Annotated in this window: 18 protein-coding genes and 1 pseudogene; 5 read left to right on the top strand and 14 right to left on the bottom strand. The window is 75.3% G+C overall.

The features are described 5' to 3' along the window. Window positions 1–326: 326 nt before the first annotated feature. A pseudogene (locus NX801_RS20195) lies at window positions 327–978 on the bottom strand (stage II sporulation protein M); the annotation flags it as partial. A gap of 16 nt (window positions 979–994) precedes the next feature. Here NX801_RS20195 and NX801_RS30800 point away from each other — a divergent pair. After that, on the top strand, window positions 995–1,207 hold the full coding sequence (locus NX801_RS30800; protein WP_309505865.1) for a hypothetical protein: 213 nt from the start codon (window positions 995–997) through the stop codon (window positions 1,205–1,207). A gap of 63 nt (window positions 1,208–1,270) precedes the next feature. Here the strand turns inward: NX801_RS30800 and NX801_RS20185 are convergent, their stop codons facing one another. The 8 genes from NX801_RS20185 to NX801_RS20150 form a co-directional block, all read right to left on the bottom strand. Beyond that, on the bottom strand, window positions 1,271–1,885 hold the full coding sequence (locus NX801_RS20185; protein ID WP_258789194.1) for a hypothetical protein: 615 nt from the start codon (window positions 1,883–1,885) through the stop codon (window positions 1,271–1,273). Window positions 1,886–2,542: 657 nt separating this feature from the next. Next, window positions 2,543–4,000 (bottom strand): adenosylhomocysteinase, encoded by a 1,458-nt coding sequence (gene ahcY / locus NX801_RS20180; protein WP_258789193.1) that lies wholly within the window; start codon window positions 3,998–4,000, stop codon window positions 2,543–2,545. A 343-nt stretch (window positions 4,001–4,343) separates the two neighbouring features. Further along, window positions 4,344–5,300: a cation diffusion facilitator family transporter gene (locus NX801_RS20175; RefSeq protein WP_258789192.1), complete on the bottom strand. Its 957-nt coding sequence runs from the start codon at window positions 5,298–5,300 to the stop codon at window positions 4,344–4,346. Window positions 5,301–5,426: 126 nt separating this feature from the next. Next, on the bottom strand, window positions 5,427–6,590 hold the full coding sequence (gene manA, locus NX801_RS20170; RefSeq protein WP_258789191.1) for a mannose-6-phosphate isomerase, class I: 1,164 nt from the start codon (window positions 6,588–6,590) through the stop codon (window positions 5,427–5,429). Window positions 6,591–7,058: 468 nt separating this feature from the next. Continuing rightward, window positions 7,059–8,195, bottom strand: a complete 1,137-nt coding sequence (locus tag NX801_RS20165) for an SIS domain-containing protein (protein ID WP_258789190.1) — start codon at window positions 8,193–8,195, stop codon at window positions 7,059–7,061. Between the two features lie 165 nt (window positions 8,196–8,360). Next, complete coding sequence (locus tag NX801_RS20160) at window positions 8,361–8,543, bottom strand: Trm112 family protein (protein ID WP_258789189.1); 183 nt, start codon at window positions 8,541–8,543, stop codon at window positions 8,361–8,363. A gap of 395 nt (window positions 8,544–8,938) precedes the next feature. After that, window positions 8,939–10,348 (bottom strand): phosphomannomutase/phosphoglucomutase, encoded by a 1,410-nt coding sequence (locus NX801_RS20155; RefSeq protein WP_258789188.1) that lies wholly within the window; start codon window positions 10,346–10,348, stop codon window positions 8,939–8,941. A gap of 416 nt (window positions 10,349–10,764) precedes the next feature. Beyond that, a complete protein-coding gene (locus NX801_RS20150) occupies window positions 10,765–11,196 on the bottom strand; it encodes a DUF3499 domain-containing protein (protein WP_258789187.1) in 432 nt (143 codons plus the stop codon). 364 nt (window positions 11,197–11,560) lie between these two features. Between NX801_RS20150 and NX801_RS20145 the strand changes: the two genes are divergently transcribed. Further along, window positions 11,561–11,992: a metallopeptidase family protein gene (locus NX801_RS20145; RefSeq protein ID WP_258789186.1), complete on the top strand. Its 432-nt coding sequence runs from the start codon at window positions 11,561–11,563 to the stop codon at window positions 11,990–11,992. A gap of 515 nt (window positions 11,993–12,507) precedes the next feature. Here the strand turns inward: NX801_RS20145 and NX801_RS20140 are convergent. From NX801_RS20140 to NX801_RS20130, 3 genes are all read right to left on the bottom strand, one after another. Next, window positions 12,508–14,136, bottom strand: a complete 1,629-nt coding sequence (locus NX801_RS20140; RefSeq protein ID WP_258789185.1) for a DUF5719 family protein — start codon at window positions 14,134–14,136, stop codon at window positions 12,508–12,510. Next, on the bottom strand, window positions 14,133–18,077 hold the full coding sequence (locus tag NX801_RS20135) for a glycosyltransferase (RefSeq protein ID WP_258789184.1): 3,945 nt from the start codon (window positions 18,075–18,077) through the stop codon (window positions 14,133–14,135). The genes NX801_RS20140 and NX801_RS20135 overlap by 4 nt, the downstream gene beginning before the upstream one ends. 829 nt (window positions 18,078–18,906) lie before the next feature. Then, complete coding sequence (locus NX801_RS20130) at window positions 18,907–19,173, bottom strand: WhiB family transcriptional regulator (protein WP_258789183.1); 267 nt, start codon at window positions 19,171–19,173, stop codon at window positions 18,907–18,909. Window positions 19,174–20,011: 838 nt separating this feature from the next. Between NX801_RS20130 and NX801_RS20125 the strand changes: the two genes are divergently transcribed. From NX801_RS20125 to NX801_RS20115, 3 genes are read left to right on the top strand one after another with little or no spacing between them, the layout of a single operon-like run. Continuing rightward, entirely contained in the window at window positions 20,012–20,635 is a 624-nt protein-coding gene (locus tag NX801_RS20125; protein ID WP_258789182.1) for a cysteine dioxygenase, read from the top strand. Between the two features lie 29 nt (window positions 20,636–20,664). Further along, complete coding sequence (gene cofD / locus NX801_RS20120; RefSeq protein ID WP_258789181.1) at window positions 20,665–21,621, top strand: 2-phospho-L-lactate transferase; 957 nt, start codon at window positions 20,665–20,667, stop codon at window positions 21,619–21,621. Beyond that, window positions 21,618–22,925 carry a coenzyme F420-0:L-glutamate ligase gene (locus tag NX801_RS20115; RefSeq protein ID WP_258789180.1) on the top strand — a complete coding sequence of 436 codons (1,308 nt, stop codon included), beginning with the start codon at window positions 21,618–21,620 and terminating at the stop codon, window positions 22,923–22,925. Before cofD ends, NX801_RS20115 begins: the two co-directional genes overlap by 4 nt. Before the next feature lie 281 nt (window positions 22,926–23,206). Here NX801_RS20115 and NX801_RS20110 read toward each other — a convergent pair whose 3' ends face one another. Together NX801_RS20110 and manB are read right to left on the bottom strand one after the other, a co-directional pair. Further along, on the bottom strand, window positions 23,207–24,340 hold the full coding sequence (locus NX801_RS20110) for a DNA-3-methyladenine glycosylase family protein (RefSeq protein ID WP_258789179.1): 1,134 nt from the start codon (window positions 24,338–24,340) through the stop codon (window positions 23,207–23,209). A gap of 1,031 nt (window positions 24,341–25,371) precedes the next feature. Beyond that, a complete protein-coding gene (gene manB, locus NX801_RS20105; RefSeq protein WP_258789178.1) occupies window positions 25,372–26,454 on the bottom strand; it encodes a mannose-1-phosphate guanylyltransferase in 1,083 nt (360 codons plus the stop codon). Window positions 26,455–26,696: the final 242 nt, after the last annotated feature.

Raw genomic sequence — 26,696 nt, 5'->3', positions numbered from 1 at the left:
TTTTTTCCGCTTCCTGCTCTCGGAATTTCGTATCCGGCGGCCACTGGGGGCCTTGCCTTCCGGTTCCGTCTTTCGACTTTCCCTTTCGGCGGTTCCGACTTTATCAGAAGCATTTCCGCCGATCTCATCGGCTTCAGTGATTCGAATAAGGAATCGGGGTGACTCCGGGAAAGCGTTGCTTCATCCGGAGCGAGAGAGAATTTAGCTGATGCAGTCGAACCTGTCCAGTTCGAGGCAACCGTTAAAACCTACCTCCCCACAGCGGCCGTGTCAACGGTTTTTGTGGGCGAAGAGGACAGTAGCAGGTCGGGAGGGCTGATTGCACATCAGGCGGTGGTGGGCAGCTCCGCGCTTCGGTCGTCGGCCGCCACATCGCCCGTCTCGCCCGCCCGGACGGCCCGCCCACCGAGCAGGTACCCGTAGTCCAGGAAGGCCAGTTCGGCCGTCACCCTCAAGGTGTTCCGCGCCCAGGTGGGGGGGCCGAGGGGGTGACGAAGCCTTCGAGCAGGCCCGAGACGAGACGGACCAGCGCCGGTCCGATGGTCGCGCCGAGCGCTGTCCGGCCCTGCCGTGCGGGGCCGCGCGGCGTGGGATGGGGACCGCGGTCGATGACGGCCCACCCCAGGCGGAGTCCGGTCCCCGCGGCGACGAAGACGGCGGTCAGTTCGAGCAGGCCGTGCGGGGAGGAGCAACCCCAGGACGGTGTCCGGCCGGACGGCTGGAGTAGTACGCCTCGTACCCACCACCCGGGCGGGTCGTCTCGCGCAGGGCGTCGGGTCCCGCGATCGACGCCTGGACCTCCGGGGTTGTGCCGACCCACCAGCCGATCAGCGCGGCCACGGCGACGGAAAGGACGGCGGTCGGGATCCACCAGTGGCGCGAGCTGTACACGGCGGCCGGGAAGCCGGCACTCAGGAAGCGGACGGCGTTCCGCCAGGAGGCCCGGCGGACGCCGGTCACGGTGGCGCGGACCCGGGCTTCCCTCCCGCCCGGGGTGCCTGCGGCGCAGTTCCTGGCCGGGGCGGTGGCCGAGCGGCAGGCACGGGAGGCCCGGCGGCAGATGCTGCCCGGCGAGGCCGGCGCCGAGGGGGCGGGGGCCACACCCTGGGCCGCTCCCGGAGTCCGGCGGGCCGGGCAGGGCGACGACCCGGCGGCCGCGCCGGGGTCGGCCTCGTCCCGGGCCTCGGGGTTCGTTCCGCCGGCCTGAACCGGCCTGATTCGGCATGACAGGCTCGTCCGGACGGTTTCGTCCGGCTGCTCCCGACTGTGGTCAGCCCAGCGCGGACGGCGGAGTGTCCAGGTCCTCCAGCTCGATGCCGGGGGCTGCCAGAACCACGTCGCCGGCCAGGTGCACGGTGTGCTGTTCCCCCGTGTCCAGGGCGCTGACCTGGTATTCGTCCACTGTCAGAGGGCCGTTGTCAGTGGCGTGCGCTTCACTCTTCACCAGCGCCCACGACTGGTCGACGGTACGGGGGGCGAGGACCGGATCCGTGAACGCGACCAGGCGGATCCGTGCCGCGGGGGAAGCAGGGGTGAGGCGCAGCAGGCGGGAGATGGCGACGAGGAAGGCGGGGGAGGCGCCGGTGAAGGCATGGGCGCGCACATTGCCTTCGCTGGCGTGGACGCCGGTGGGATCGGTACGGACCCAGGTGACGCCGTCCAGGGCGGCACCCCGTACCTGCCAGGCGGCGGCGTGCAGTTCGAGTCGGATGGGTCGGCCGAGGTCGTCGAGGGCGAGATCGACGGAGCCGGAGTGATCACCGGAGGGGGTGACGATCTGGGAGACATAGCGCCAGCCGGAGGGGCCGGGCGCGCAGTGGAAATGCTCTTCACCGAGGGGGGTGCGATCGTGCGGATCATGGAGCGAATAGCGGCCACGGGGCATGTGGTGACGGGTCCTTGAGATCGGCGGTGGGTCGGCCCCGCGTCGGGCCGGGCGGTCGGTCGGTTGCTCGGCGCCCACGCTACGGGCAGTTCCGGACGTGACGGAGCGGACGGCGCCGGGCGGCGAGGGGCGGTCGGACCGGGTTGTGACGGACCCGGTCCGGCGGCGGCCGCACTCGCCTCGGCCAGGGCCGACCAGGGGCGCTGGACCAACAGGAGTCGGGCGGCGGGGAGCCCGGCGGCGGCTGCGCGGCCGACCGCAACCGCCGGGCGGCAAGGGGCGACCAACCGCGCGCGAGGAGAGCATCCGGGCACCCCGGATGTCGGCGCCGAGGGGTTACTGAGAAGAGCCGCCCGGGCCCGTCGGGGGGGAAAGGACCGGAAAGGAACCGGAGGGGAGGCGCGGAGGCGCGGGATCCCACGAGTCCGGCTCGCCAGGCCGGGGCCGTGCGGGCGTCAGGGCGTACGGGCAAGGGGCAGGCCCCCGTCACGGGGGTGCGGGGGCCTGCTCGGTGTCTGCCTTGCGCGGTCGGCCGGCGGCTGCCGGTGCCGGGTTCACAAGCGGTGTCGGTGCCCGTGAACCGGCACCGGACCCGGCGGCGCGTGGCACCGGCGCCGGGCCGACGGGGTCGGTCGGCGGCGCCGGTGCGGTGGTGGCTCAGTAGCGGTAGTGGTCGGGCTTGTACGGGCCCTCGACCTGGACGCCGATGTACGCCGCCTGCTCCGGGCGGAGCGTGGTCAGCTTCACGCCCAGGGCGTCGAGGTGCAGCCGGGCGACCTTCTCGTCCAGGTGCTTGGGGAGCACATAGACGTCGGTCGGGTACTCCTCGGGCTTGGTGAACAGCTCGATCTGCGCCAGCGTCTGGTCGGCGAAGGAGTTGGACATCACGAACGAGGGGTGCCCGGTGGCGTTGCCCAGGTTCAGCAGACGGCCCTCGGACAGCACGATGATCTTCTTGCCGTCCGGGAAGGTCCAGGTGTGGACCTGCGGCTTGACCTCGTCCTTGACGATGCCATCGATCTTGGCCAGGCCGGCCATGTCGATCTCGTTGTCGAAGTGACCGATGTTGCCCACGATGGCCTGGTGCTTCATCTTGGCCATGTCGGCGGCCATGATGATGTCCTTGTTGCCGGTGGTGGTGACGAAGATGTCGGCGGTCTCCACGACGTCGTCCAGCGTGGCGACCTGGTAGCCGTCCATCGCCGCCTGGAGGGCGCAGATGGGGTCGATCTCGGTGACGATGACACGGGCGCCCTGGCCGCGGAGCGACTCCGCGCAGCCCTTGCCGACGTCGCCGTAGCCGCAGACGACCGCGACCTTGCCGCCGATCAGCACGTCGGTGGCGCGGTTGATGCCGTCGACCAGGGAGTGGCGGCAGCCGTACTTGTTGTCGAACTTGGACTTGGTGACGGCGTCGTTCACATTGATCGCCGGGAAGAGCAGGGTGCCGTCCCGGTGCATCTCGTAGAGCCGGTGGACGCCGGTGGTGGTCTCCTCGGTCACGCCGCGGATCTCGGAGGAGAGCAGGGTCCACTTCTGCGCGTTCTCACCGAGGGTGCGGGTGAGGACGCGGAGGATGTGGGCGTACTCCTCGCTGTCCGCGGTGGCCGGGTCCGGGACCTCTCCGGCCTTCTCGAACTCGACGCCCTTGTGGACGAGGAGGGTCGCGTCACCGCCGTCGTCGAGGATCATGTTCGGGCCGCCGGTGGAGGCGTCCGGCCAGGTCAGCGCCTGCTCGGTGCACCACCAGTACTCCTCCAGGGTCTCGCCCTTCCAGGCGAAGACGGGCACGCCCTGGGGGTTCTCCGGGGTGCCGTTCGGGCCGACGGCGATGGCCGCGGCGGCGTGGTCCTGGGTGGAGAAGATGTTGCAGGAGGCCCAGCGGACCTCGGCGCCGAGGGCGACGAGCGTCTCGATGAGCACCGCGGTCTGCACCGTCATGTGCAGCGAGCCGGTGATCCGGGCACCGGCGAGCGGCTGGGACTCGGCGTACTCCTTGCGGATCGCCATCAGGCCCGGCATCTCGTGCTCGGCGAGGGTGATCTCCTTGCGGCCGAAGTCGGCCAGGGAGAGGTCGGCGACCTTGAAGTCCTGTCGGTTCTCGACAGTCGTCATTTCGAGCTGCTCCTCGTGGTTGGGTCGAGGGTGGGTACGGCTGGCTCTGCGGTGGCGGGGGCGCAAGGCTCGCCCGGACACACGCGCAGTGCAGTCGTCGGAGGCCCTCTCTCCCTCGGACGGTCCGGCCTCGGACCGCCCGACCGCCATCAGCAGCGACGTCTGGCTCTGGTTCGAATCTACACCGATGGGCGTGGCGGCCGACAAGCCCGTCCGGCGCCTGTCCGAAGACCGGACGGCCGCCGCTCCCGGTCCGGCCGGGCCCGGACCCCGCGCCCGGCGGGCACGACGGCCCCTGCCGGGACGCGGGAGTTCACGGGCGGCGGACGGCGGGATCCGGCCGTCAGCTCGCCGGGGCTCCGGGAACCTCGGTGGCGGTGGGGGCGGCGGACGGCCGGTAGATGTCCGGTTCCAGGTAGATGACCCGGGCGATCGGGACCGCCGCGCGGATGCGCTCCTCGGCCGCGTTGATGGCGGCCGCGACCTGGCCGGCCGTGTCGTCGTGCTCGACGGCGATCTTGGCGGCGACGAGCAGTTCCTCGGGCCCGAGGTGGAGGGTGCGCATGTGGATGACGCGGGTCACGGTCTCGCCGTCCACCACGGCGCGCTCGATCTTCCGTACGTCCTCCAGCCCCGCGGACTCGCCCAGCAGCAGCGACTTGGTCTCGGCGGCGAGCACCAGGGCGATGGCGATCAGCAGGACACCGATGCAGAGGGTGCCGACGCCGTCCCAGACGCCGTTCCCGGTCAGCAGGGCGAGACCGACACCGCCGAGGGCCAGGACCAGGCCGACCAGCGCGCCGAGGTCCTCCAGCAGCACCACGGGCAGCTCGGGGGCCTTGGCCCGGCGGATGAACTCCTTCCAGGAGAGGTTGCCGCGCTGGGGGTTGGACTCCTTGATCGCGGTGCGGAAGGAGAAGCCCTCCGCGACGATCGCGAAGACCAGGACGCCGACCGGCCAGTACCAGTCGGTGATCTCGTGTGGGTGCTTGATCTTCTCGTAGCCCTCGTACAGGGCGAACATGCCGCCGACCGAGAAGAGGACGATCGAGACGAGGAAGGCGTAGATGTAGCGCTCGCGGCCGTAGCCGAAGGGGTGCTGCGGGGTGGCCTCGCGCTGGGCGCGCTTGCCGCCGAGGAGCAGCAGTCCCTGGTTGCCGGAGTCGGCCACCGAGTGGACGCTCTCCGCGAGCATCGAGGACGACCCGCTGAAGAGGAACGCCACGAATTTGGCCGCGGCGATGGCGAGGTTGGCGCCGAGTGCCGCCACGATGGCCTTGGTTCCGCCTGACGCGCTCATGCGTGCGGGTGTCCCTTCCGTCGGTCCGTGGGCGCGGGGCCCGTGGGCACCGGGTGGTGCCGCTGGGTGGTGCTGCGTGGTGTGCGTACGGCGGCACATTGTCGCAGCAGGCGCGGCGGGGCGTGGTCAGCCCGCCACGGCCGCTCGGAACAGCGTTCCCCCGCCCCGCAGTTCAACCACCTCGCCCGCCGGGACGAAGAGCGCCTGTCCGGGGGCGAGCGGAAGACCGCCCACTTCCGGCGCGCCCGCGGTGGTGAGCAGGATCTGCGGAACGGCCGCGGTGAGGTCGGCCGGAGCGGCGCCCTCGGGGCGTACGTAACGGGAGAGCCGGAACTCCTCGACGGGCGTCTCGTAGATCTCCTCACCGCCGGCCGTCGCCTCGGGGCGGAGGACGGCCGGGTCGGTGGCCTCGAAGCGCACGATCCGCAGCAGTTCGGGGACGTCGATGTGCTTGGGGGTGAGCCCGCAGCGCAGGACGTTGTCCGAGTTGGCCATGATCTCCACGCCGAGGCCCTGGAGATAGGCGTGCGGCACCCCGGCGCCGAGGTACAGCGCCTCCCCCGGCTGGAGCCGGACGTGGTTGAGCAGCATGGCGGCGACCACCCCGGGGTCGCCCGGGTAGTGATGGGCGAGCGCGGCGTACGGGGCGTGGGCGCCGCCCAGGCGCTCGCAGGCGGCGGCGGCCTCGGCGACGGTCGAGGCCATCTCCTCCCGGTCGGCCGAGAGCACGGCCGTCAGCACCTCGCGCAGGGCGGCGTCCTCGGGGTGGGCGTGCAGGAGATCGGCGTACGGCTTGAGCGAGTCCACCTCCAGCGCGGCGAGCAGCTCGGCGGTGCGGCCGGGGGCGCGGAAGCCGCAGAGGCCCTCGAAGGGCGTGAGGGCGCAGAGGAGTTCGGGCTTGTGGTGCGGGTCCTTGTAGGTGCGGTGGGGGGCGGCGAGCGGCACGCCCGCGCGCTCCTCCCGCTCGAACCCCGCGCGCGCCTGGGCGTTGTCGGGGTGCACCTGGAGGGAGAGCGGGCGGGCGGCGGCGAGCAGCTTCAGCAGGAAGGGCAGCCGGGGGCCGAACCGCTCCACGGTGGCCGCGCCCAGCTCCCGCTCCGGGCCGGCGGCGATCACCTCGTCGAGCGCCCGCTCGGCACCGGCGCGGGTGACCCGGGAGGGCGCGCCGGGGTGGGCGCCCAGCCACAGCTCGGCCTGGGGCTCGCCGGTGGGCGGGACGCCCAGCAGCTCCGGGATGGCCGTGGTGGAGCCCCAGGCGTACGGCCGGACGGTGGCGGTCAGTCGGTCCATGGGGTCCTCGTCATTCGTTCGTCGGGGGTTCGGTCATGTACGGGCCGGCGGCGGGTTACGGGGAGCGGCGAGACTCGGTGGCTCGGGGTGCGGGCGGACCTCTCAGCGGCCGGGGCCCGGCCGGAGCGGGCCGGACCGGACGTGCGGCGACGGGGCCGCCGGACACCTCGGCCGGAGCACAGCCGACCGGAGCAGAGCCGACCGGCGGGCAGCGGACCGGCGAACGGCCGGCCGGCGGCGGTCACCAGCCGGGCGGCCGGTGGTCGGTGGTCGCCAGGCCGGACGGTCACCGGTCCAGGCCGTCACCGATCCCGGAGGTCGGCCGTCCCGGCGGTCGGCCGTCCCTGGGGCCACCAACCCCGGCGGCCGGTCATTCGGACGGTCACCGGTCCCGGCGGCCGGCGGTCGGGGCGCCCCGGGCCCGGGGGGCCACGCCGACGGGGCCGGTCACGCTCGGACCGTCGACGGTCAGTCCGGGTGGCCGGCGGCCAGGGCGAGGTAACTGGCCGCGAAGTCGGTGACGGCCAGCAGCTCGGCCAGCACCTCCAGCTCCGTGCCCTCCTCCGGTTCGAGCTCGCTGATGGCCGTGTCGTGGCCGAGCGCCAGTTCCCGGGCGGCCGGCGCCGCGCTGAGCCCGTCGGTCGGCCGGTCGCGCAGCAGCACGATCCGCGCCCGCAGCGGCTGCGGCTCCTCCACCCGGTCGCGGAAGAAGTCGTCGGGGTCGGCGCCCGCCGCCAGGTCGCCCGCGAGCAGGGTGCCGTGGGCGGGCAGCGCCTCGGGCAGTTCCGCGCCGAGCGCCGGGCGCCCCGCAAGCTCGGCCAGTACGGCGGTGAAGCGGCGGCCGACCGGGGCGGCGGCCGGACCCTCGGTCCAGATCAGCGGCAGCGCGTCGGCCAGCTCGGCGGCGAGGGTCTTGGCCGGATTGCTGTACGTCGCGATGGCCGGGCCGCACCGCTCGGCGGTCCGGTCCAGCCGGTCGGCCACCCGGTCCAGGTCCTCGGCGGTCGCGGTGACCAGGCCGACCCGGTCGAGCAGGGCCAGCAGCGGGGTGAAGAGCGCCCAGAGGGTGCCGGGGGCGGCGGCCTGGATCTCCTCGTACGGCTGCTCGTGCGGCGCGGTGGCCATCGGGACCGCCAGGCCCCGGGCACCGCCGACCGCCTCGGTGAGCGGGGAGCGGCGCGGGGCGACCACGACGACGGTGACGCCCCGGTGGTACGCCTGCTCCGCGAGGAGGGCGAGTCCCGGTTCGGAGCCGTCGGCGGTGGCGATGAGCAGCAGGTCCACCGGGCCCGCCCAGCCGGGCAGCGCCCAGCGCAGGGCACCCGCGGCGGAGGCGACACCGGTCGGCCGGAGCCGGGTGACCGGGGCGGCGGCACCGACGAGCGCGCCGACCAGGTCCGCGACCCCGGTGGCGGCCGTGCCGGGGCCGGCGACCAGCACGGCGCGCGGCCGGCCCTCGGGGTTCAGCTCCGCGATCCCGGCCTCGGCGGCGTGCCGGGCGGCGGTGCGCACCCGGGCGCCGGCCTCGGCCGCCCCGCGCAGCAGTCCGCGCCGGTCGGCCCTGGCCAGGGCCTCGGGGTCGTCGAGCAGCGACTCGTCGAGCATGGGGTGGGGCCTCCGATTCGCCGGTACGGGGTCCGTGGGGCCGGTACGGGGAAGGGCGGGCGCGCACGCCCGGTGGCGGCACCACGCGGCGGGCCGGACGGCGGCGGCGCGCGACGGGGTGCCGGGCCGGGCCGCCGGTACGCGGGGCGGCCCGGCGGCTCCGGGTCAGGCCGGGCGACGGGCCTCGTCCACCAGGAGCACCGGGATCTCGTCGCGCACCGGGTAGGCCAGACCGCAGCCCTCACCGGTGCAGACCAGCTCGGGGGTCTCGTCCGCGGTGCGGTCGTCCAGCGGCGCGTGGCAGGCCGGGCAGGCGAGGATCTCCAGGAGGCCGGCTTCGAGCGGCATGGGTACGGTCCCTTCGAACGGTTCGTGGTGCCGGAACGGCGGGTCCCGGCGGTGCCGTACGGCCACGTCAGCCTACCGCCGGGCCGGGCGGCCCCGTGGCTCCGGCGCCGGTACCGCCGGACGCCCCGCGCCGCCCCGGCCCGCACCCCGGACGGACCCGGCCCCGCTCGGCCCGGAGACCGGCCGGCTCGGCGCCGCCCGGACGGACCCGGCGCAGTTGGGCCGGGGCGCCCGGCCCCGCCCCCGCTCGGCCGGGCACCGGGCGGACCCGGAGCGGCCGGGCCCTGGGCGCCCGGACACCGGACGGGCCAAGCCACCCGGCCCGGGCACCGGACGGACCCGGCCTCGGCGGCGCCGGCCGGGACGCCCCGTCGTACAAGGGGCGGGGCCGGGGCTCAGGCGCGGACCAGGGCCAGCACCTCGTCGCGGAGCTTGGCCATCGTCGGCTCGTCGCGCGCCTCGACGTTCAGCCGGAGCAGCGGTTCCGTGTTGGACGGACGCAGGTTGAACCACCAGTCCGGGCCGGTGAAGGTCAGCCCGTCCAGCTCGTCGACGGTCACGCCCTCGCGGGCGCCGAACTCCGCGCGTACGGCGGCGGAGCGGCCGGCCTGGTCGGCGACGGTCGAGTTGATCTCGCCGGAGCCGGTGTACCGGTCGTACGCGGCGACCAGGCCGGAGAGCGGTCCCGGCTGCTCGCCCAGGGCCGCGAGGACGTGCAGGGCGGCCAGCATGCCGGTGTCGGCGTTCCAGAAGTCGCGGAAGTAGTAGTGCGCCGAGTGCTCGCCGCCGAAAATCGCTCCGGTCCTGGCCATCTCCTGCTTGATGAAGGAGTGGCCGACCCGGGTGCGCACCGGCGAGCCGCCGTTCTCACGCACCACCTCGGGCACCGACCAGGAGGTGATCAGGTTGTGGATGACCGTGCCGGTGCCGCCGTTCCGGGCCAGCTCGCGCGCGGCCACCAGGGCGGTGATCGCGGACGGCGAGACCGGCTCGCCCCGCTCGTCCACCACGAAGCAGCGGTCGGCGTCGCCGTCGAAGGCGAGGCCCAGGTCCGCGCCCTCCGCGCGCACCCGGTGCCGGAGGTCCACCAGGTTCGCCGGGTCCAGTGGGTTGGCCTCGTGGTTGGGGAAGGTGCCGTCCAGCTCGAAGTAGAGCGGGACCAGGGTGAGCGGCAGCCCCGCGAAGACGGTCGGCACGGTGTGGCCGCCCATGCCGTTGCCCGCGTCGACCACGACCTTCAGCGGGCGGATGCCGTCCAGCGCCACCAGCGACTTCAGATAGTCGGCGTAGTCGGTGAGGGTGTCCCGCCGGGTGACCGTGCCGGTCCTGGCCGCCGGGGTGGGCGGGCCGGCGGCGAGCCAGGTCTCGGCCAGCTTCCGGATGTCGGCCAGCCCGGTGTCCTGGCCGACCGGGGCGGCGCCGGCGCGGCAGAGCTTGATGCCGTTGTACTGGGCCGGGTTGTGCGAGGCGGTGAACATGGCGCCGGGCAGGTCCAGGGCGCCCGAGGCGTAGTAGAGCTGGTCGGTCGAGCAGAGCCCGATCAGCGTGACGTCGGCGCCCTGGGCCGTCGCGCCCCGGGCGAAGGCCCCGGACAGTCCGGGCGACGAGGGCCGCATGTCATGGCCGACGACCATCGCCTCGGCCCCGGTGACCTGGACGAACGCCGCGCCGAACAGCTCGGCCAGCGGCTCGTCCCACTGGTCCGGCACCACACCGCGTACGTCGTACGCCTTGACGAGCCCCGACAGGTCGGGGAGACCCGGCGTTCCCGTCGGTTCCGACGTACCGGTCGAATCAGCAGCCACTGCCCAGCCCCAGCCTTCCCGCGAACCTCTGCCCGGTGCGGCGGCACCGGCATGCGGAAGCCAAGTTACCCGGCGGGTTTCCGATCACTCACGGGGGCGCGGACCCGGCACCGCGACGGGCCGGGCAGCGGAACGAGCCGGGGCGGCCGGGCACCGGAACCGGGCCCCCGGCACCGGGCCCGGCCGGGCACCCGGGACGAACCGGGGCGGCCGGGCGGAGGGGTCGGAGGTCCGGGGATCGCGGTGCCAGGACGCCAGGCGTCCGGGAAGGGCGGTACGCCGAAGGCCAGGAGCCCGGAGACTGCGGTGCGCCGGGGCGCCAGGTGCCCGCGGAGGGCGGTACACCGGAGGCCAGGAGCCCGGAGACGGCCGGACGCAGAAGGCCAGGGGCCCAGGGAGGGCGGCGCGCCGGGGCGTCAGGAGTCGGGGGAGCGCAGGACGCGGAGGTGGCCGCGGCGTCCGACCTCCACCGGGTCGCCACCGCGCCCGCCGCTCTTGCCGCCGCCGCCCTCGGCCGCCCGCTCCTGGGGGCGGGCCGCCTCCCGTACGGCGTTGGCGAGGGCCTCCAGATCGTCTCCGCTGGGGCGGGCGGGGGCCGAGCCGTCCGAGAGCCGGACGACCTCCCAGCCGCGCGGCGCGGTGAGGCGCTCGCTGTGCTCGGCGCACAGGTCGTAGCAGTGGGGTTCGGCGTAGGTGGCGAGCGGGCCGAGGACCGCGGTCGAGTCGGCATAGACGTACGTCAGTGTCGCGACGGCAGGGCGGCCGCACGCGGTGCGCGAACAGCGACGTACAGGGCTCACGACGTTGGACGGTACCGCACTCTTGACCGGGCCGCGACGACTCTCCACCAGGTCACTCGCCCGTGTCGCGCTGTGACGTCGCCCACAGTGCCCTCCCGGGTGACCTCCGCCGACCTGCCAGGACGCGCCTCCGGCGGCCCTTCGCCGGATCCGACCCGCCCGGCGGAGGCGGGCTCCGGCTCGGTGCGCGGGGACGGGTCACGGCGGACCGCCGGGCCGGACGGGCGGCATTCGTCCAACCGGGTCCGGATGGCCGGAACGCTCTCCCGGACGGTACGGCCGACGGCCGCTCCCCGCACCGGACACGGGGCCGGACGGCTCGGGGCGGGACCGCGGGCGGGGCCGAAAATCGTTGCCGTCGGAGGACGGCGGACCGCCCGGACGGAGCCCCGGGAGCTACTCTGCGACGGTGATGGACAGTCCCGTTCCGCCCCCTCCGGCCGAGCCGCGGCCCCGCCGTCGCGACCGTCACGGCCGCGGTATGCGGGGGCCCGTCGCACCGCCGCAGGTGCCGCTGTCGCTGACCCGGGCGGAGACCTTCCGCGATCTGGTCCAGGACTCGGTGGAACGGCTGGAGCGGCACTGGCCGCAGCTGGCCGAGGTGGACTTCCACGTGCTGGAGGTGCCCGTCGACGTCCCGGACGAGACCGTGCCGCTGGGCGTCTCGGTGCCGGCCGAGCGGGACCGGCCCGCCCGGATCGTGGTCTACCGGCGCCCCGTCGAACTGCGCGCCAGGAGCCGGGACGAGCGGGCCCTGCTGGTGCACGAGGTCGTCGTGGAACAGGTCGCGGAGCTGCTGGGGCTGGCCCCGGAGTCCGTGGACCCGCGATACGGCCAGGACTGACCCCCCCGGTACGCCAGGACTGGCCACCCGTACGGCCGGGACTGCCCCCCCGATACGCCAGGGCCGCCCACCGGTACGGCCAGGACCGACCCCGACGGCCAGGGCGGGACCCGGCCCGGGACACGGGATCCGTACGGCATCCGACGACCCGCCCGGCCGCCTGCGCCCAGCTCCGGACCGACCGGGCACGGACCTGACCGGCGGCCGCCACCGCGCCACAGGGCCGGGGCCCGACCGGCCATGGCTCCGGGTCCACCGGGGCGCGCACCCACCGCCCGTACGGCGCCCGGCCGACCGCCACCGGCCCGCCCGGGCGAAGGGCCACGGGCCCGCCCGGGTGAAGGGCCACGGGCCCGCCCGGGTGAAGGGGTCATCGGCCCGCCCGAGTGAAGGGGTCATCGGCCCGCCCGAGTGAAGGACGGTGACCCGCCCGGACGCGGGCCGGGGCCCGCACAGCGGCCGGCCGCCGGGCCCGGCCGGGTCGGGTCGAGTCGAGTCGAGTCGGTCCAGGGGGATCAGTCCAGGACCGAGAGGTCCTCGCGGGCCGCCGGTACGGCGACCGTGCCCCGGTCGTCGGCCAGGGGCTGCACGGTGAACATCGGGATGCCGTCCTTCGGCGCCTCCAGGGTGCGTGCCGCGTGCACCGGGCCGCCGGAGACGGTCTCGACGGTGAGCGCGTAGGTGCCCTTGAGCCCGGCCGGGACGGGCGGCGCGGTGAGGGCCGTGGTGGTGCCGCCCTTGACGGTGTACGTCTTGGTGGCCGGCGCCCCGCCCTCGCTGCCCGCCGAGGCGGTGACCCTGACCTGCGCGGTGGCCCCCGGCGCGGTCAGGGAGAGGGTGGTGCCCTTCGCCTGGTTGCCCGCGACCGTGGCCCGCTGCCCCACCGGGCCGGTGGCCGGGATGAAGGCGACCTCCTGCTTGTCGCCCCTGCCCCGGACCACCCGGAGCGCGGCGACCACCGGGGTCACCCGGCCCGGCTGGGAGGGGGTGAGGAGCAGGGAGCCCGCCTCGCCCCGGGTGATGTCCTTGAGGTCCACCGCCGCCGTCATCCCGGCCTTCACCCGCAGGCTCTCCGCGCCCGCCGGGGTGATGGTGCCGGACGGGCCGGCCAGCCGGATCTTCAGATCGGCGTCGTCCTCGCCGGGCGCGTACACCACCAGCCGTACGGAGGTGGCGTCGGCGGGGATGCCGGGCAGCACCAGGGAGCCGGCCGGATCGGCGGAGGCGGACAGCCAGTCGCTGCCGAACCGGTCGTCGGCGGCGGCCAGCACCGCGCCCACCCGGCCGCTGCGGGTGGTGACATGCACGGTGACGTCCTCGGCGGGGGCGTCCCCGGTCAGGGTGGAGAGCAGCACCGGCACGCTGGCCCCGGCCGGGACCGGGATGCCGTCGGTGAGGTCGGACTTCAGTGCGCCGTTCGGCCCGTACAGCTCGATGTCCACGACGTTCGCGGTGTCGTCGGGGTTGGTGAGGTGGAGGTAGTCCTGGCGCTCCTTGGCGGTGGAGGCGCCGGGGAACCAGAAGTCCGTGTCGGGGGCGGTGCAGCCGACGCCCAGCAGACCGCGTGCGCTGCCGGCCACGACGGTGGTGGTCTGCTGGGTGGTCCAGCCGGGGGCGAGCGGTCCGGACGCGGTGCCGATGAGGGCCGGGGCGTCGCCGCCCTCGGCCTCGGCGGTGACCGGCTTGCCGGGCTGGGTGAGGGTGAGGGCCGCCTTGGCGGACGCGGTGGCCGGCTTGGCCGCGCCGGACGGCTTCGTCCCGTCGGCGGACCCGGCTCCGGCCCCGTCCCCGCCCCCTTCCGCCGACCCGTCCTTGCCGTCCTTCGCGGGCGCCTTGCCGTCCTTCGCGGGCGCCTTGCCGGTGGTGGTGGAGTCGCCCGGGGTGGCCGCCGAGGGCCTCAGCTCCGCCCGGCCGGACCCGCCGGCGCCGCCGCCGGTGGGGGTGAAGGAGCTGTAGACCGTGTCGGCGACCTCGGAGGTGCTCGGCGCCGGGCAGAGCAGGCTGGACCGCTCGACCGGCAGCCGGGCGGGCGCCCCGGTGGCGACGGGCGCCGGGGCGTCGTCCGGCACGGTCAGCGCGGCGAGGCCGGTGACGGCGGCGAGGGCGGTGACGACCGCGAGGAGGGAGAGGCTGCTGCGGTTCACTGGTTGCTGCTCCCGTCGGGACGCTGCTCGTTCTCATGGCCGCCGGCGTACGGCCGCCGCCGGTCCCGGCCCCGGGGGTCGTACGGGTCCTGGGCCCGGTCCTGGTCCTGGTCCTGGTCGTGCGCCTGAGGCCGGCCGTACCCCTGCCCGGCGCCGTACTGCCCGTACGAGCCGTAGCCGCCGTACGCGTCGTCCTCCTGGCCGGAGCCGGGGTACGGCTGCTGTCCGTAACCCGGGTACTGCTGGTACGCGCCGGCCCCGGAGGGCCCCTGCTCGTACCCCTGCTCGTAGCCCCGGTCGTACCCCTGCTGCGGGTACTGCTGGTACGCGTCGGCCGGATAGGGCTGTCCGTAGGGGTCGGTCCAGCCCCGCTGTCCGCCGGTGCCGGGGTCGGCGTAACCGCCGCCGTCGTCGTATCCGGTGTGCTCGTACGAGGTCCCCGGGCCGGGCTCCGGCTGGGCGTAGGCGTACGGATCGGTGTCCGGTACGGGCGCGGGCTCGGGCTCCGCGACCGCCGCGGGCCCGGCTCCGGGCCCCGCGTCCGGTTCCGCCGCCCCGGTGGCGCCGGCCGCCTCGGCGGCGCGCAGCCGGCGGGCCCGGCGGCCCTCGCCACCGGTGTCCTGCGCGGGCACCAGCGGCTGGGCGTCCGGCAGGTCGTCGTCCACGTCCCGGCGCCGGCCCGGCAGGGCGAGGACCAGCAGCACCACGGCGAGGAAGGACTGGGCCCAGATCCAGGCGGTCCGGGTGAGCGGGGTGTCGTACGTCAGGTCGAGCCGGCCGCCCTCGGCGGGCAGCTCGAAGCCCTGCGCCCAGCCGTCGACCACGGTCTTCTTCAGTGGCCGGCCGTCCAGGGTGGCCGTCCAGCCGTCGTCGGCGCGGTCGGCGATCCGCAGCACCCGGCCGGCGCCGCCCGCCGGGAGGTCGGTGTGCGCCTCGACCGGTCCGGCGGCGACCGGCAGCCGCTCGGCCGGGCCGCTCCCGGCCGCCGAGCCGCCGTCGGCACTGCTCTCGCCGTCCTCCCCGGCTTCCCCGCCGCCGTTCCCATTTCCGGTTCCGTTTCCGGCCGGGACGATGGTGGCGCGGGCGACCTGGCGGTCCACCCGCCACAGCGCGCTGCCGTCGAGCCGGCTGAGCCGGGTCAGCCCGGGGGTGGCGTCCAGGACCCGGCTCATCTGGCGCGGGGCGCCGTCCCGGACCAGGACGTACCGGATGGCGAAGCCGCTCAGCTGATCGGACTGGTCGGCGCCCGATCCCGCGACCAGCCGGGCGACCACGCCGTCGAGCTTGTCGAGGTGCGGTGCTTCCGGGCCGGCGGCCAGTTCGGCGTCCCCGAGCCGGGCGCCGGAGCCGCGCACCAGGGCGTACGAGACGGCGGCCGGGGAGCTGCCGCCGAGCACCAGGGTGCGGGGCTGGTCCCGGGTGGTGCTCTCCTCCGCGACGAACGCGGGCACCTGCGCCGGGTCGCGCCGCTCCAGGGGACCGTCCGCGCCGCCGAGCATCCAGCTCGCCGCCGACACCAGCGGGCCCGCGGCGGCGGCCAGCGCGATCAGCACGGCGGCGGGCTGCCGCCAGCCGAAGTTCCGCGCGGCGACCCGGGTGCGGCCGCCCTCGGCGCCGAGCACGCCGGCGGCGATCAGGGCGAGCCCGTAGACCAGGGTGCCGGGGCCCGCCCAGCCGGAGCCGTCCGCGAACCCGTTGCCCAGCACCGCGCAGCCGAGCCCGAGCAGCGCCACGCCCCAGGCGGTGCGGACGGCGAGCCGCCGCTCCGGGCGCAGCAGCGCGGCGAGGGCGGCCAGCACCAGCCCGACCAGCAGCAGTCCGCCGGTGGCGCCGGGGCCGCCGGGGCTCACGCCCAGCAGGTCCAGCGGGGTCGCCGGAGCCGTGCCCGGGTCCGTACCGGCCTCGCGCAGGAAGGCGACGGGGTCGGTGAGCAGCGACAGCGACCAGGGGGCGAGGAGCAGCAGCGGGGTGCCGGCGACGGCGAGCAGGCGCAGCCCGTACGCCACCGGGTCCCGGCGGCGCAGCACCAGCGCCACCAGGCCGAGGAGCACGGCGAGCGGCCAGACGACCGGGGTGAACGCCATGGTGAAGGTGAGCAGGAAGGCGTACGCCCAGGTGGCCCGCCAGCTGCCCCGGGGGCCGGCGGCACCGGTCCCGGCACGCAGCCCGTAGGCGGCCACGGCGGCCCGGGCGATCAGCGGCAGCAGAACGGCGAGGACCGCGGTGCCGAGCCGGCCGGTGGCGAGGGCGCCGGTGGCGGCGGGCAGGAAGGCGTAGGCGATCGCCCCCCAGGCGCGCAGCAGCCGGGAGCCGACCAGCGGCCGGGAGACGAAGTAGGCGGTGAGGCCGGCCAGCGGCACCGAGCAGACCAGCAGCACGGTGAGCGCGAGGTTGGTGGAGCCGAGGAAGACCCCGGAGAGCACGGCGAGAAGCGCGAGATACGGCGGGGCGCTCTGGGTGCCGCCGGTGGAGAGCGGGTGCCAGGCGTCGGCGTACCGGCCCCACAGCTCGCCGACGGTGGCGGGCGCGGGCAGCAGGGCGCCGCCGGCCAGCGCACCGCCGCCGAGCAGCGCCCGGCAGGCGACCATGGAGACGAGCAGCAGCAGGGCGAAGAGGACCGGGGCCGGGCGGGCGGCGATCTTCTTCAGCCGGGCGAACTGTTCGATCTCCAGATAATCGGCTTCGTCTCCGCCGGGCCCGGACTCGACGGCGCCGTGCCGGGAGCCGCCGGAGTCCGAGGTGCCGCCGCCGAAGTGGGTGACGATCTGCTCGGTGGTGGCCCGGACGGTGGCACCGGGCGGCGGGAAGAGCGGGCGCAGTTCGGCGTGCGGGACGGTCCGGGCGGAGCGGGCGCGCCGGGCGGCGAGGACCCGCTCGGGGCGCAGCAGCACGGCGAAGAGGCCCATCACCTCGTCCACCGCCTGTCCCGGCACCTTGGCGACGAGATGGGCGAGGGTACGGAGCAGGGTGCCGAGGACCAGCCGGAGCAGCACGAACGGCAGGGCGGCGCCGCGCGCGTTGGCGAGCAGGGTGTAGACGGCGCCCGCCTTGTCGACCCGGTGCGGGCTGGTGACCGAGCGGCCGGCGCAGTCGACGGTGCGCCGCTCCCGGGCGGATGCCTCGGCGTGCCGGAGTACGGCGTCCGGCGCCACCAGCACCCGGTGGCCTGCGGAGTGGACGCGCCAGCACAGATCGACGTCGTCCCGCATCAGCGGCAGCCGCCGGTCGAAGCCGCCGAGCCGCTCGAAGACGTCCCGGCGGACGAGCATGCCGGCGCTGGAGACGGAGAGCACCGGGCGGACCTGGTCGTGCTGGCCCTGGTCCTGCTCGCGCCGGTCGAGGCCGGTCCAGCGGCGGCCGCTGTTGGCGATCGAGACGCCGGCTTCGAGGAGTTGCCTGCGGTCGTACCAGCCGCGCAGCTTGGGGCCGACCACCGCGATGTCGTCGTCCCCGTCGGCCACCCGCAGCAGTTCGGCGAGGGCGCCCGGCTCGGGGGCGCAGTCGTCGTGCAGCAGCCAGAGCCACTGGACCGGTTCGCCGTGCGGGAGTTCGGGGAGGTCGTAGGTGTCGTCGCGCCAGGTTCTGCTGACCGGGTCCCAGCCGCTGGGCCGCTTCAGATAGGGCAGCTCCTCGGGGCCGAGCGCCGGTGCGGTGCGCCGGGCCTCGTCGACGGCGGCGCCGAAACCGGTGCGGCGGGCGAGGTGCAGCACCCGGTCCGCGCCGAGCGCCTCTTCGAGCAGCCGGGCGGAGTCGTCGGCGCTGCCGGTGTCGGCGGCGAGGGCGTTCTGCACCGGACGGTCCTGGGCGAGCAGCCCGGCGAGGGCCTCCGGCAGCCAGCGGGCCCCGTCGTGGGCGACGAGCACGGCGGTGACGACGTGTCGGGGGAACTCGGGCGCGTGCTCGGGGGAGGCAGGGGAGAACGCGGCAGTGGTGGCGGACATCGACGAACGGGCCCTCCGGCCGGGGATCGCCCGCGGGGGGCGGCGGAGCGTCTGGGACGGGGCTCCACCCTAGTGGCTGGCAACAGAGCGGTCCGCCGCCTGTGGACAACTCCCGGACAGCGGACGGCACAAGGCCGCCGGTGGTGCCGGACATCGGAGACATGGGCCTCGCGGTTGCCCGCCGGGAGGTGTGCGGCGCCTGCTCCCGCGGCCCGCGTGCCCGGCGGACGGCATATCCGGCCCCGGGTGTCACCGGTGGCCGCGCGGGGCACACGAGTACGGGCGGGGCACCGCGGCCGGGCGGGGGCGGAGACGCGGAAGGCGGGCACCGTGACGACTGCAACGGGCACGTCGGGAGGTGCGGGAACCGGCGGAGGACACGCGCCGGAGACACGGAGGGCCGGCGGCGCGGGCGGGAGCCGAGCGGCGTGGCCGGCCGCGGAAGGTGCGCGTACGCCGTCGCGGGCACGCGCTCGGTGGCGTCGGCGGTACGCGTCCGGTGGCGCGGGTACGTGCCCGGTGGCGCGGATGCGGGGAAGGCGCGCGCCCGGTGGTGCGGGAGCCGTGCGGGCGGTGGTGCACCGGAATGCGGCGGGCGCCGGTCGGTGGCGGCGGGCCGGGCCGGACGAGTACGGGCCGGTCACGGCCGGGCGGTACTGACCATGGCGCGTGGCCCGTGGTGCGATGGCGGCGGTGCGCCGGCACCTGGTGGTGGTGAGCGTGGCGGCGAGGGCCGCAGATGATGGCGACGGTCGCGACCGTGGCGGTCGCGACGGTGATGGTGGCGGCGGTCGCGACGGGCGGGAATTCGGGCCGTCGGACCGCCGCTTCAGACCGCCGCCTTCTTGAGCCTGCGGCGCTCACGCTCCGAGAGACCGCCCCAGATGCCGAACCGCTCGTCGTTGGCGAGGGCGTATTCAAGACACTCGGAGCGGACCTCGCAGGCGAGGCAGACCTTCTTGGCCTCCCGGGTGGAGCCGCCCTTCTCGGGGAAGAAGGACTCGGGGTCGGTCTGGGCGCACAACGCGCGCTCCTGCCAGCCGAGTTCCTCGTCCGCGTCCTCGACCAGCAGCAGTTCCTGGAACAACTCGGTCATGTGCGCCCCTCGTCTGTCTTCGCGTCCCCGTGAGGTTGCCGTGCCCGTTTTCGGCCGAACGACACGAGTGAAATTACAAGTACGGTGCTCCGGGCCAGTCAAGCCAGGATCTGCTATTGAGCCCGGTATTCACTCTCCGGAACCAAAGCTATACGGTAAGTGTTCAAATCATCAGAAACGAGACACATGCCGCACCTCTCCCGCACCCTCTCTTTCGGTACCTCTTCCAGAGAGACGTCGGCCGCCGTCCAACTGTTGCGGCGGAGGAGGCGAAGCGATCCGGATCACAGTCCGGTCACGGAGCCGCGACAGAGTTTGCGCGAGTGGCTGCTGCGCCATGTGTCCCGGCCCACGGCAGCACAAACCTTTCTCCGCTCACGGCAACCGGATGAGGTGAAAGATTGCGGCCAAACCGGGCATTGGGTTGACAGCCGGATATCCGGCCCGTCACCGTGGAGTCCATGCCAGCGACCGCAGTGCTCACCGTGACCCACGCCCGTGGGTTCCAGAGTGCTGTCCGCGCACGCTGTCGCTGTTTCCGCTGTTCCAGCTGTTTCTGCTGTTGACGCCCCAGAGCTCCAGCACTTCTGTTCGCGGGTGACCGTCCTCACACGGCCGGAGCCCGCCTCGCTCCGCACCGGGCGTGATCACCGCCCCTCGCACCGCGCGCACCACCGGACGTGCCGCCCGGGCCCCACCGGACCGGGTCGGGTGACCGTACCGCCTCCGCTGCTTCCGCTCGTCACCGAGGAACCCCCCACCCTCCATGAACGGCTCCATGAACGGCTCCACGAACGGTCTTCCGAACAGTCCCATGAACGGCCTCTCCAACAGCCCCATGAACAGTCTCCCGAACGGCCTCACGAACGGCCCCGCGAACAGCCCGCTGAGCGGCTTCGCCGACAGCTCGCCGGACCGCCCGGACGGCGGCGAGAGCGACCTCCAGATCGCCGGCGACCTCCTCGCCGTGCAGCATCTGCTCCAGCCGGCCAGGGAACACCCCGCCACCGTGGCCGAGTTCGCCGGGCTCGCCCGGTCCATCGCCGGCGACCGGGCGGCCTGGGCGCCGCTCGTCCGGTACGACGCCACCACCCGCTGGTACCACCGGCTGCGCACCGGCCCCGGGTACGAGGTGTGGCTGCTCTCCTGGCTCCCCGGCCAGAGCAGTGGCGCCCATGACCACGGCGCCTCCTCGGGCGTGCTGACGGTGCTGGCGGGCGAGCTGACCGAGCGCACCCGGCGGGGCGACCGGGCGCTCACGGCGGGCGGCCAGCGGGTCTTCGCCCCGGGGTACGTCCACGAGGTCGCCAACGACTCCCTGGAGCCGGCCGTCAGCCTCCACGTCTACTTCCCCGGGCTGACCGCCATGCCGATGCGCGAGCCGGTCCGCGGGACGACCGGATCGGTCCGCGCGGCCGCCGCCTGCGCGGCGGAGGAGCGGGGCACCGTACCCAGCCGCTGACGCACGGCAGCGGCTGAGAGACTGTCCGCATGCGCATTGTGGTTCTGGCCGGCGGCATCGGCGGTGCCCGTTTCCTGCGCGGCCTCAAGCGGGCCGCGCCCGACGCGGAGATCACGGTCATCGGCAACACCGGTGATGACATTCATCTGTTCGGGTTGAAGGTCTGCCCCGACCTGGACACCGTGATGTACACGCTTGGCGGTGGCATCGACGAGGAACAGGGGTGGGGGCGCGCGGACGAGACCTTCCGGGTCAAGGAGGAACTCGGCGCCTACGGGGTGGGCCCGGAGTGGTTCGGGCTCGGTGACCGGGACTTCGCCACCCACATCGTCCGTACCCAGATGCTGGCGGCCGGCTATCCGCTGAGCGCCGTCACCGAGGCGCTGTGCGCCCGCTGGAAGCCGGGCGTGACGCTGCTGCCCATGTCGGACGACCGGATCGAGACCCATGTGGCCGTGGAGGTGGACGGCGAGCGGAAGGCCGTGCACTTCCAGGAGTACTGGGTCCGGCTGCGCGCCTCGGTGCCCGCCGAGGCGGTGGTGCCGGTCGGCGCCGAGCAGGCCGAGCCGGCGCCCGGGGTGCTGGCGGCGATCGCCGCCGCCGATGTGATCCTCTTCCCGCCGTCCAACCCGGTGGTCAGCATCGGCACCATTCTCGCCGTGCCCGGCATCCGGGAGGCGATCGCGGAGGCGGGCGTCCCGGTGGTGGGGCTCTCCCCCATCGTCGGGGACGCCCCGGTGCGCGGAATGGCCGACAAGGTGCTCGCCGCGGTCGGGGTCGAGGCCACGGCGGCGGCCGTCGCGGCGCACTACGGCTCCGGGCTGCTCGACGGCTGGCTGGTGGACACCGTCGACGCGGGCGCGGTCGCCGAGGTGGAGGCGGCCGGCATCCGGTGCCGGGCGGTGCCGCTGATGATGACCGGTCCGGACGCGACCGCCGCGATGGCGGGCGAGGCGCTGGCGCTGGCCGCGGAGGTCCGTGGATGACCGGGCCGGCGTATCGGGTCTGGGCGTTGGACGGGCTGCCCGAGGTACGGCCCGGCGACGATCTGGCCAAGCTGATCGCCGCCACCGGTCCCGGTCTGGCCGACGGGGACGTGCTGCTGGTCACCTCGAAGATCGTCAGCAAGGCGGAGGGCCGGATCGTCGCGGCGGACGACCGGGAGGCGGCCATCGACGCCGAGACGGTCCGGCTGGTGGCCCGGCGCGGGACCCTGCGGATCGTCCAGAACCGGCAGGGCCTGGTGATGGCCGCCGCCGGGGTCGACGCCTCCAACACCCCGGCCGGCACGGTGCTCCTGCTGCCGGAGGACCCGGACGCCTCGGCGCGGGCCGTGCGGGCGGGGTTGCGGGACACCCTGGGCGTGAATGTGGGGGTGGTCGTCACCGACACCGCCGGCCGGCCCTGGCGGAGCGGGCTCACCGACATGGCGATCGGCGCCGCGGGCGTACGGGTCCTGGACGATCTGCGCGGCGGCACCGACGCGCACGGCAATCCGCTGGTCGCCACAGTGGTGGCCGCGGCCGACGAACTGGCCGCCGCCGGGGACCTGGTGAAGGGCAAGGCGACCGGGCGGCCGGTGGCGGTGGTACGCGGGCTCGCGCACCTGGTGACCGGCGAGGACGAGCCCGATCCGGGTGCCCGGGCGCTGGTGCGGGACGCGGCCGACGACATGTTCCGGCTCGGCACCTCGGAGGCGGTCCGCGAGGCGGTGACGCTGCGGCGCACGGTACGGGAGTTCACCGACGACCCGGTGGACCCCGGCGCCGTACGGCGGGCGGTGGCCGCCGCGGTGACGGCACCGGCCCCGCACCACACGACCCCCTGGCGGTTCGTGCTCCTGGAGACGGCGGAGGCACGGCTGCGGCTGCTGGACGCGATGCGCGAGGCGTGGATCGCGGACCTGCGGCGGGACGGGCGGAACGAGGAGGCGATCGCCCGGCGGGTGCGGCGCGGGGACATCCTGCGGAACGCCCCGTACCTGGTGGTGCCCTGCCTGGTCGCGGACGGCGCCCACCACTACGGCGACGCCCGGCGGGACACGGCCGAGCGCGAGATGTTCGTGGTCGCGGCGGGCGCGGCGGTGCAGAACTTCCTGGTGGCGCTGGCGGGCGAGCGGCTGGGCTCGGCCTGGGTCTCCTCGACGATGTTCTGCCGGGAGGTGGTCCGGGATGCGCTGGAGCTGCCGGACCACTGGGACCCGATGGGCGCGGTCGCCGTCGGCCGCCCGGCCGCCCCGCCCCGGGACCGGGCCGGCCGGGAGCCGGAGGACTTCATCGCGGTGCGGTGAGAGGGGTGCCGGGGGCCGGTGGATGCCGGAGGCCGGTGGATGCCGGTGGGCCGGTGGGGGCCGGTGGGTGCCGGAGGCCGGTGGATGCCGGTGGGCCCGTGATTGCCGGTGGGCCGGTGATTGCCGGAGGCCGGTGGGGCGATGAGCGGGTGATCCGGCGATCCCGTGGTCGGTGAGCCGGTGGTCGTACGGCCGGATGGCCGGATGGCCGGACGGCCGGACGGTGGGACGTTCCTGCGGTCGGATGTTCCTGCGGTCGTACGGTCAGGCGGTCGTACGGCTCAGAGGGCGGCGATGTCGCCGGGGGTCATCCGGGGCCCACGGCGCGGCGGGGTGCGGCCGCCGAGCAGGATCAGCCGGACCGCCCGGTGGCGCTGGCCCGCGTACGGCTCCAGCAGCTCCAGCATCTCGGCGTCGCCGGCCTCGCGGCGGTCGGCCAGGGCGTATCCGACGATCCCCGGCAGGTGGTAGTCGCCGGTCGAGACGGCGTCCGGGGCCCCGTTGCTGCGCTGCACCGTCTCGGCGGAGGTCCAGGGGCCGATGCCCGGGATCAGCTCCAGCCGCCGCCGGGCGTCCTCGGGCGCCATCGCGGCGGCCTCCTCCAGCCTGCGGGCCACCCGGACGGCCCGGATCACCGTCCCGGAGCGCTTGGCGTCCACGCCCGCCCGGTGCCACTCCCAGGACGGGATCAGCGCCCAGGTGCGCGGCTCGGGCATCACATGCAGCTCGGGCACCGGGAACCCGGCGTCGGCGGGCGCCGGGGCCGGCTCGCCGTACTTCCGCACCAGCAGCCGCCAGGCCCGGTACGCCTCGTCCGTGGTGACCTTCTGCTCCAGGATCGAGGGGATCAGCGACTCCAGGACCAGTCCGGTGCGGAGCAGCCGGAGACCGGGGCGGCGGCGCAGGCTCGCGGCCAGCAGCCGGTGCCGGGGAGTGAAGGCGTCCGGGTCGTCCAGCGCGCCCAGCAGCTCGGGCAGCCGGTCGAGCAGCCATTCGGCGCCGGTCCCCCAGGCGTCGGCCGCCACCGCGTCCCCGCGCGCCGCCACCCGGAGGGTGCCGGGCCCGGCCGGGGTGCGGCTGGCCCGCCACACGGAGCCGTCCGGGGTGACCCGGAAGGTCGGGTCGGCCGGGCCGCGCCGCAGCGGGCCCAGCACCAGGCCGAGGTCGAGCGGCCAGGGCGGCGTCCAGCTCCTGGTGCGGTGCCCGGCGGCCGGGCCGCTCCGCTGGACCGGCACCGCCCGGGCCCCGGCCCCGGAGCCGTACCCGGTTCCGGCCCGGGGCCCGGGCCCGGAGCCGTACGGGCCACCGGTTCCACTGCCGGCTTCGGCGGCGCTCGCGGGGGCGGCGCCGGGCAGCGCGGCATGGCCGCCGCGCACGGTGGTGCGGGTCGGCCGGGGTGCGTAGCGGCCGGCCATGAAGGGGTCCTCGGATCCTCGGGGATGGGGTGTGGGAGATGGTACGGGCGGCTGCCGGGGAGTGCCCGGAGCACCCCCGGGCGCGGGCCCGGGCCCGGGTTCCGGAGTGGCTCCCGGCGGGGTCGTGGCGACGGAGCCCTGACCCCGTTCCTGACTCCGGCGTCCCGACCCGGTGGAGCCCCAGTCCTGGTGGATGGAACCCCCCGACGAGTGGGCGAGTGGACGAGTGGGCGCGGGGACGAGGGTAGTCGCGGAAGGGACCGGAGGTACGGGCGGGGCCTCCGCGCCAGGTGGTCGGGGTCTCGCACGATGCCCGGACGCCGCCACCACGACCGGGCGCGAGTGCCGGCGGGACCCGGGAGGGGAGCCCCGCGCCGGGCGGGACCGGACACCGGCGGAACCTGGCCGGACGACTGCCCGACACGGAAGGACCCGGCCCGGTCCGGAGCCCCGCACGGACGGCTGCTCGGTGCCGGGCGGTACCTGGTGCGTGCGACAGCCCGGCCCGCAGGGAATCCGGCCGGAACGGGACCCGGTGAGGGCGGGACCCGGCCCGGCCGGCCGGTGCCGAGCATCCCCAGGCCGACCGAACGCCGGTGCCGGGCGGAACCCGGCGCAGAAGGGACCCGGCACGGAACCGACCCGGCCCGGACGGCTGCCCGGTGCCGGACGGCACCCGGCACACGTGGCTGTCCGGCCTGCGGGGAGTCCGGCAGGCGCCGGCGGAACCCGGCACGGAGGGAGCACAGGCCCGTACGACTACCCGGTGTCGGGCGGGGCCCCGGCCCGGACGGGACCCGGGCCCGGACGGGACCTGGCGCGGGCGGCTGCCCCACCCGCAGAGCATCCGGCACCGGCGGAACCCGGCACGGAAGGGACCCGGGACCCGGGCGGGGCCCCGGCCCGGAAGGGACCCAGCACACGTGGCTGCCCCGCCCGCAGAGCATCCGGCACCGGCGGAACCCGGCACGGAAGGTGCGCGGCACCGTACGGCTGCCCGGTGTCGGGCGGGGGCCGGGACCTGCTCGGGGCTACTGGTCGGAGGAGAAGCGGATCGAGGCGTCGGGCAGTACGGCTCCGCACCAGATCCGGACACCGTCCCGCAGCTCGTTGTCCGCGCCGACCCGGGCGCCGTCGCCGATGACCGCCCCGTTCAGCACCGTCCGCGCGCCGATCCGGGCGCCCGGGCCCACGAGTGAGTCGGTGATCACCGCGCCCGGCTCCACCACCGCGCCGGCCAGGATCGCGCTGCCGTCCACCCGGGCGCCCTCGCCCACCGTCGCCCCGGCGCAGACGACCGTGCCACCGGTCAGCTTGGCGTCCTCGGCCACGGTCGCGCCGTCCAGGACCAGCCGGTCGCCGCAGCGGCCGGGCACCGCCGGGGAGGGGGCACGGCCCAGCACGAGATCGGCGGAGCCGCGTACGAACGCCTGCGGGGTGCCGAGGTCCAGCCAGTAGGTGGAGTCGACCATGCCCTGGAGGTACGCCCCGGAGGCGAGCAGCTCCGGGAAGGTCTCGCGCTCCACGGAGACCGGCCGGCCGGCCGGGATGGTGTCGATGACCGACCGGCGGAAGACATAGGCGCCGGCGTTGATCTGGTCGGTGACGATCTCCTCCGGGGTCTGCGGCTTCTCCAGGAAGGCGGTGACCCGGCCGGTGGAGTCGGTGGGCACCAGCCCGAACGCCCGGGGGTCCTCGACCCGGGTCAGATGGAGGGAGACATCCGCTCCGGAGGTCTCATGGGTGTCCACCAGCGCCCGGATGTCCAGGCCGGTGAGGATGTCCCCGTTGAAGATCAGGACCGGCTCGTCCGGCCCCGAGCGGAGGCGGGAGGCGACATTGCGGATGGCCCCGCCGGTGCCGAGCGGCTCGCGCTCGGTGACGTACTCGAGGTGCAGGCCGAGCTTCGAGCCGTCCCCGAAGTACGGCTCGAAGACCTCCGCCAGATAGGAGGTCGCCATCACGATGTGGTCCACCCCGGCCGCCCGGGCACGGGCCAGCTGGTGGGTGAGGAACGGGACGCCGGCCGCCGGGACCATCGGCTTGGGCGTGTGCATCGTGACGGGGCGCAGCCGGGTGCCCTTGCCGCCGACCAGGAGGATCGCTTCAGTCACCTGTTCGTCTCTCTGCTTCCTGCTGGGGGCTGTCGGGCCGGTCGTTGATCAGTCGATATGATCGGTATGACCGGACAGTGTAAGCAGACCCACGGCGGCCGCTCACCAGGCGACCCTCGCCGGAGCGCTTCCTTCCGGATCGGGCCGGACGCGGTGGCCGGCCATCTGGCCCGCCGGGGCCGCCCGTTCGCCGCCCGGCCGGACCCGCTCCCCCGGTCCGGTTCTTCCCGAGCCCGTCCCGC

It is taken from the genome of Streptomyces pyxinae, assembly GCF_024756275.1.
In the GTDB taxonomy this organism is placed as follows: Bacteria; Actinomycetota; Actinomycetes; order Streptomycetales; family Streptomycetaceae; genus Streptomyces; species Streptomyces pyxinae.
This window is presented reverse-complemented; position numbering and strand designations above follow the sequence as displayed.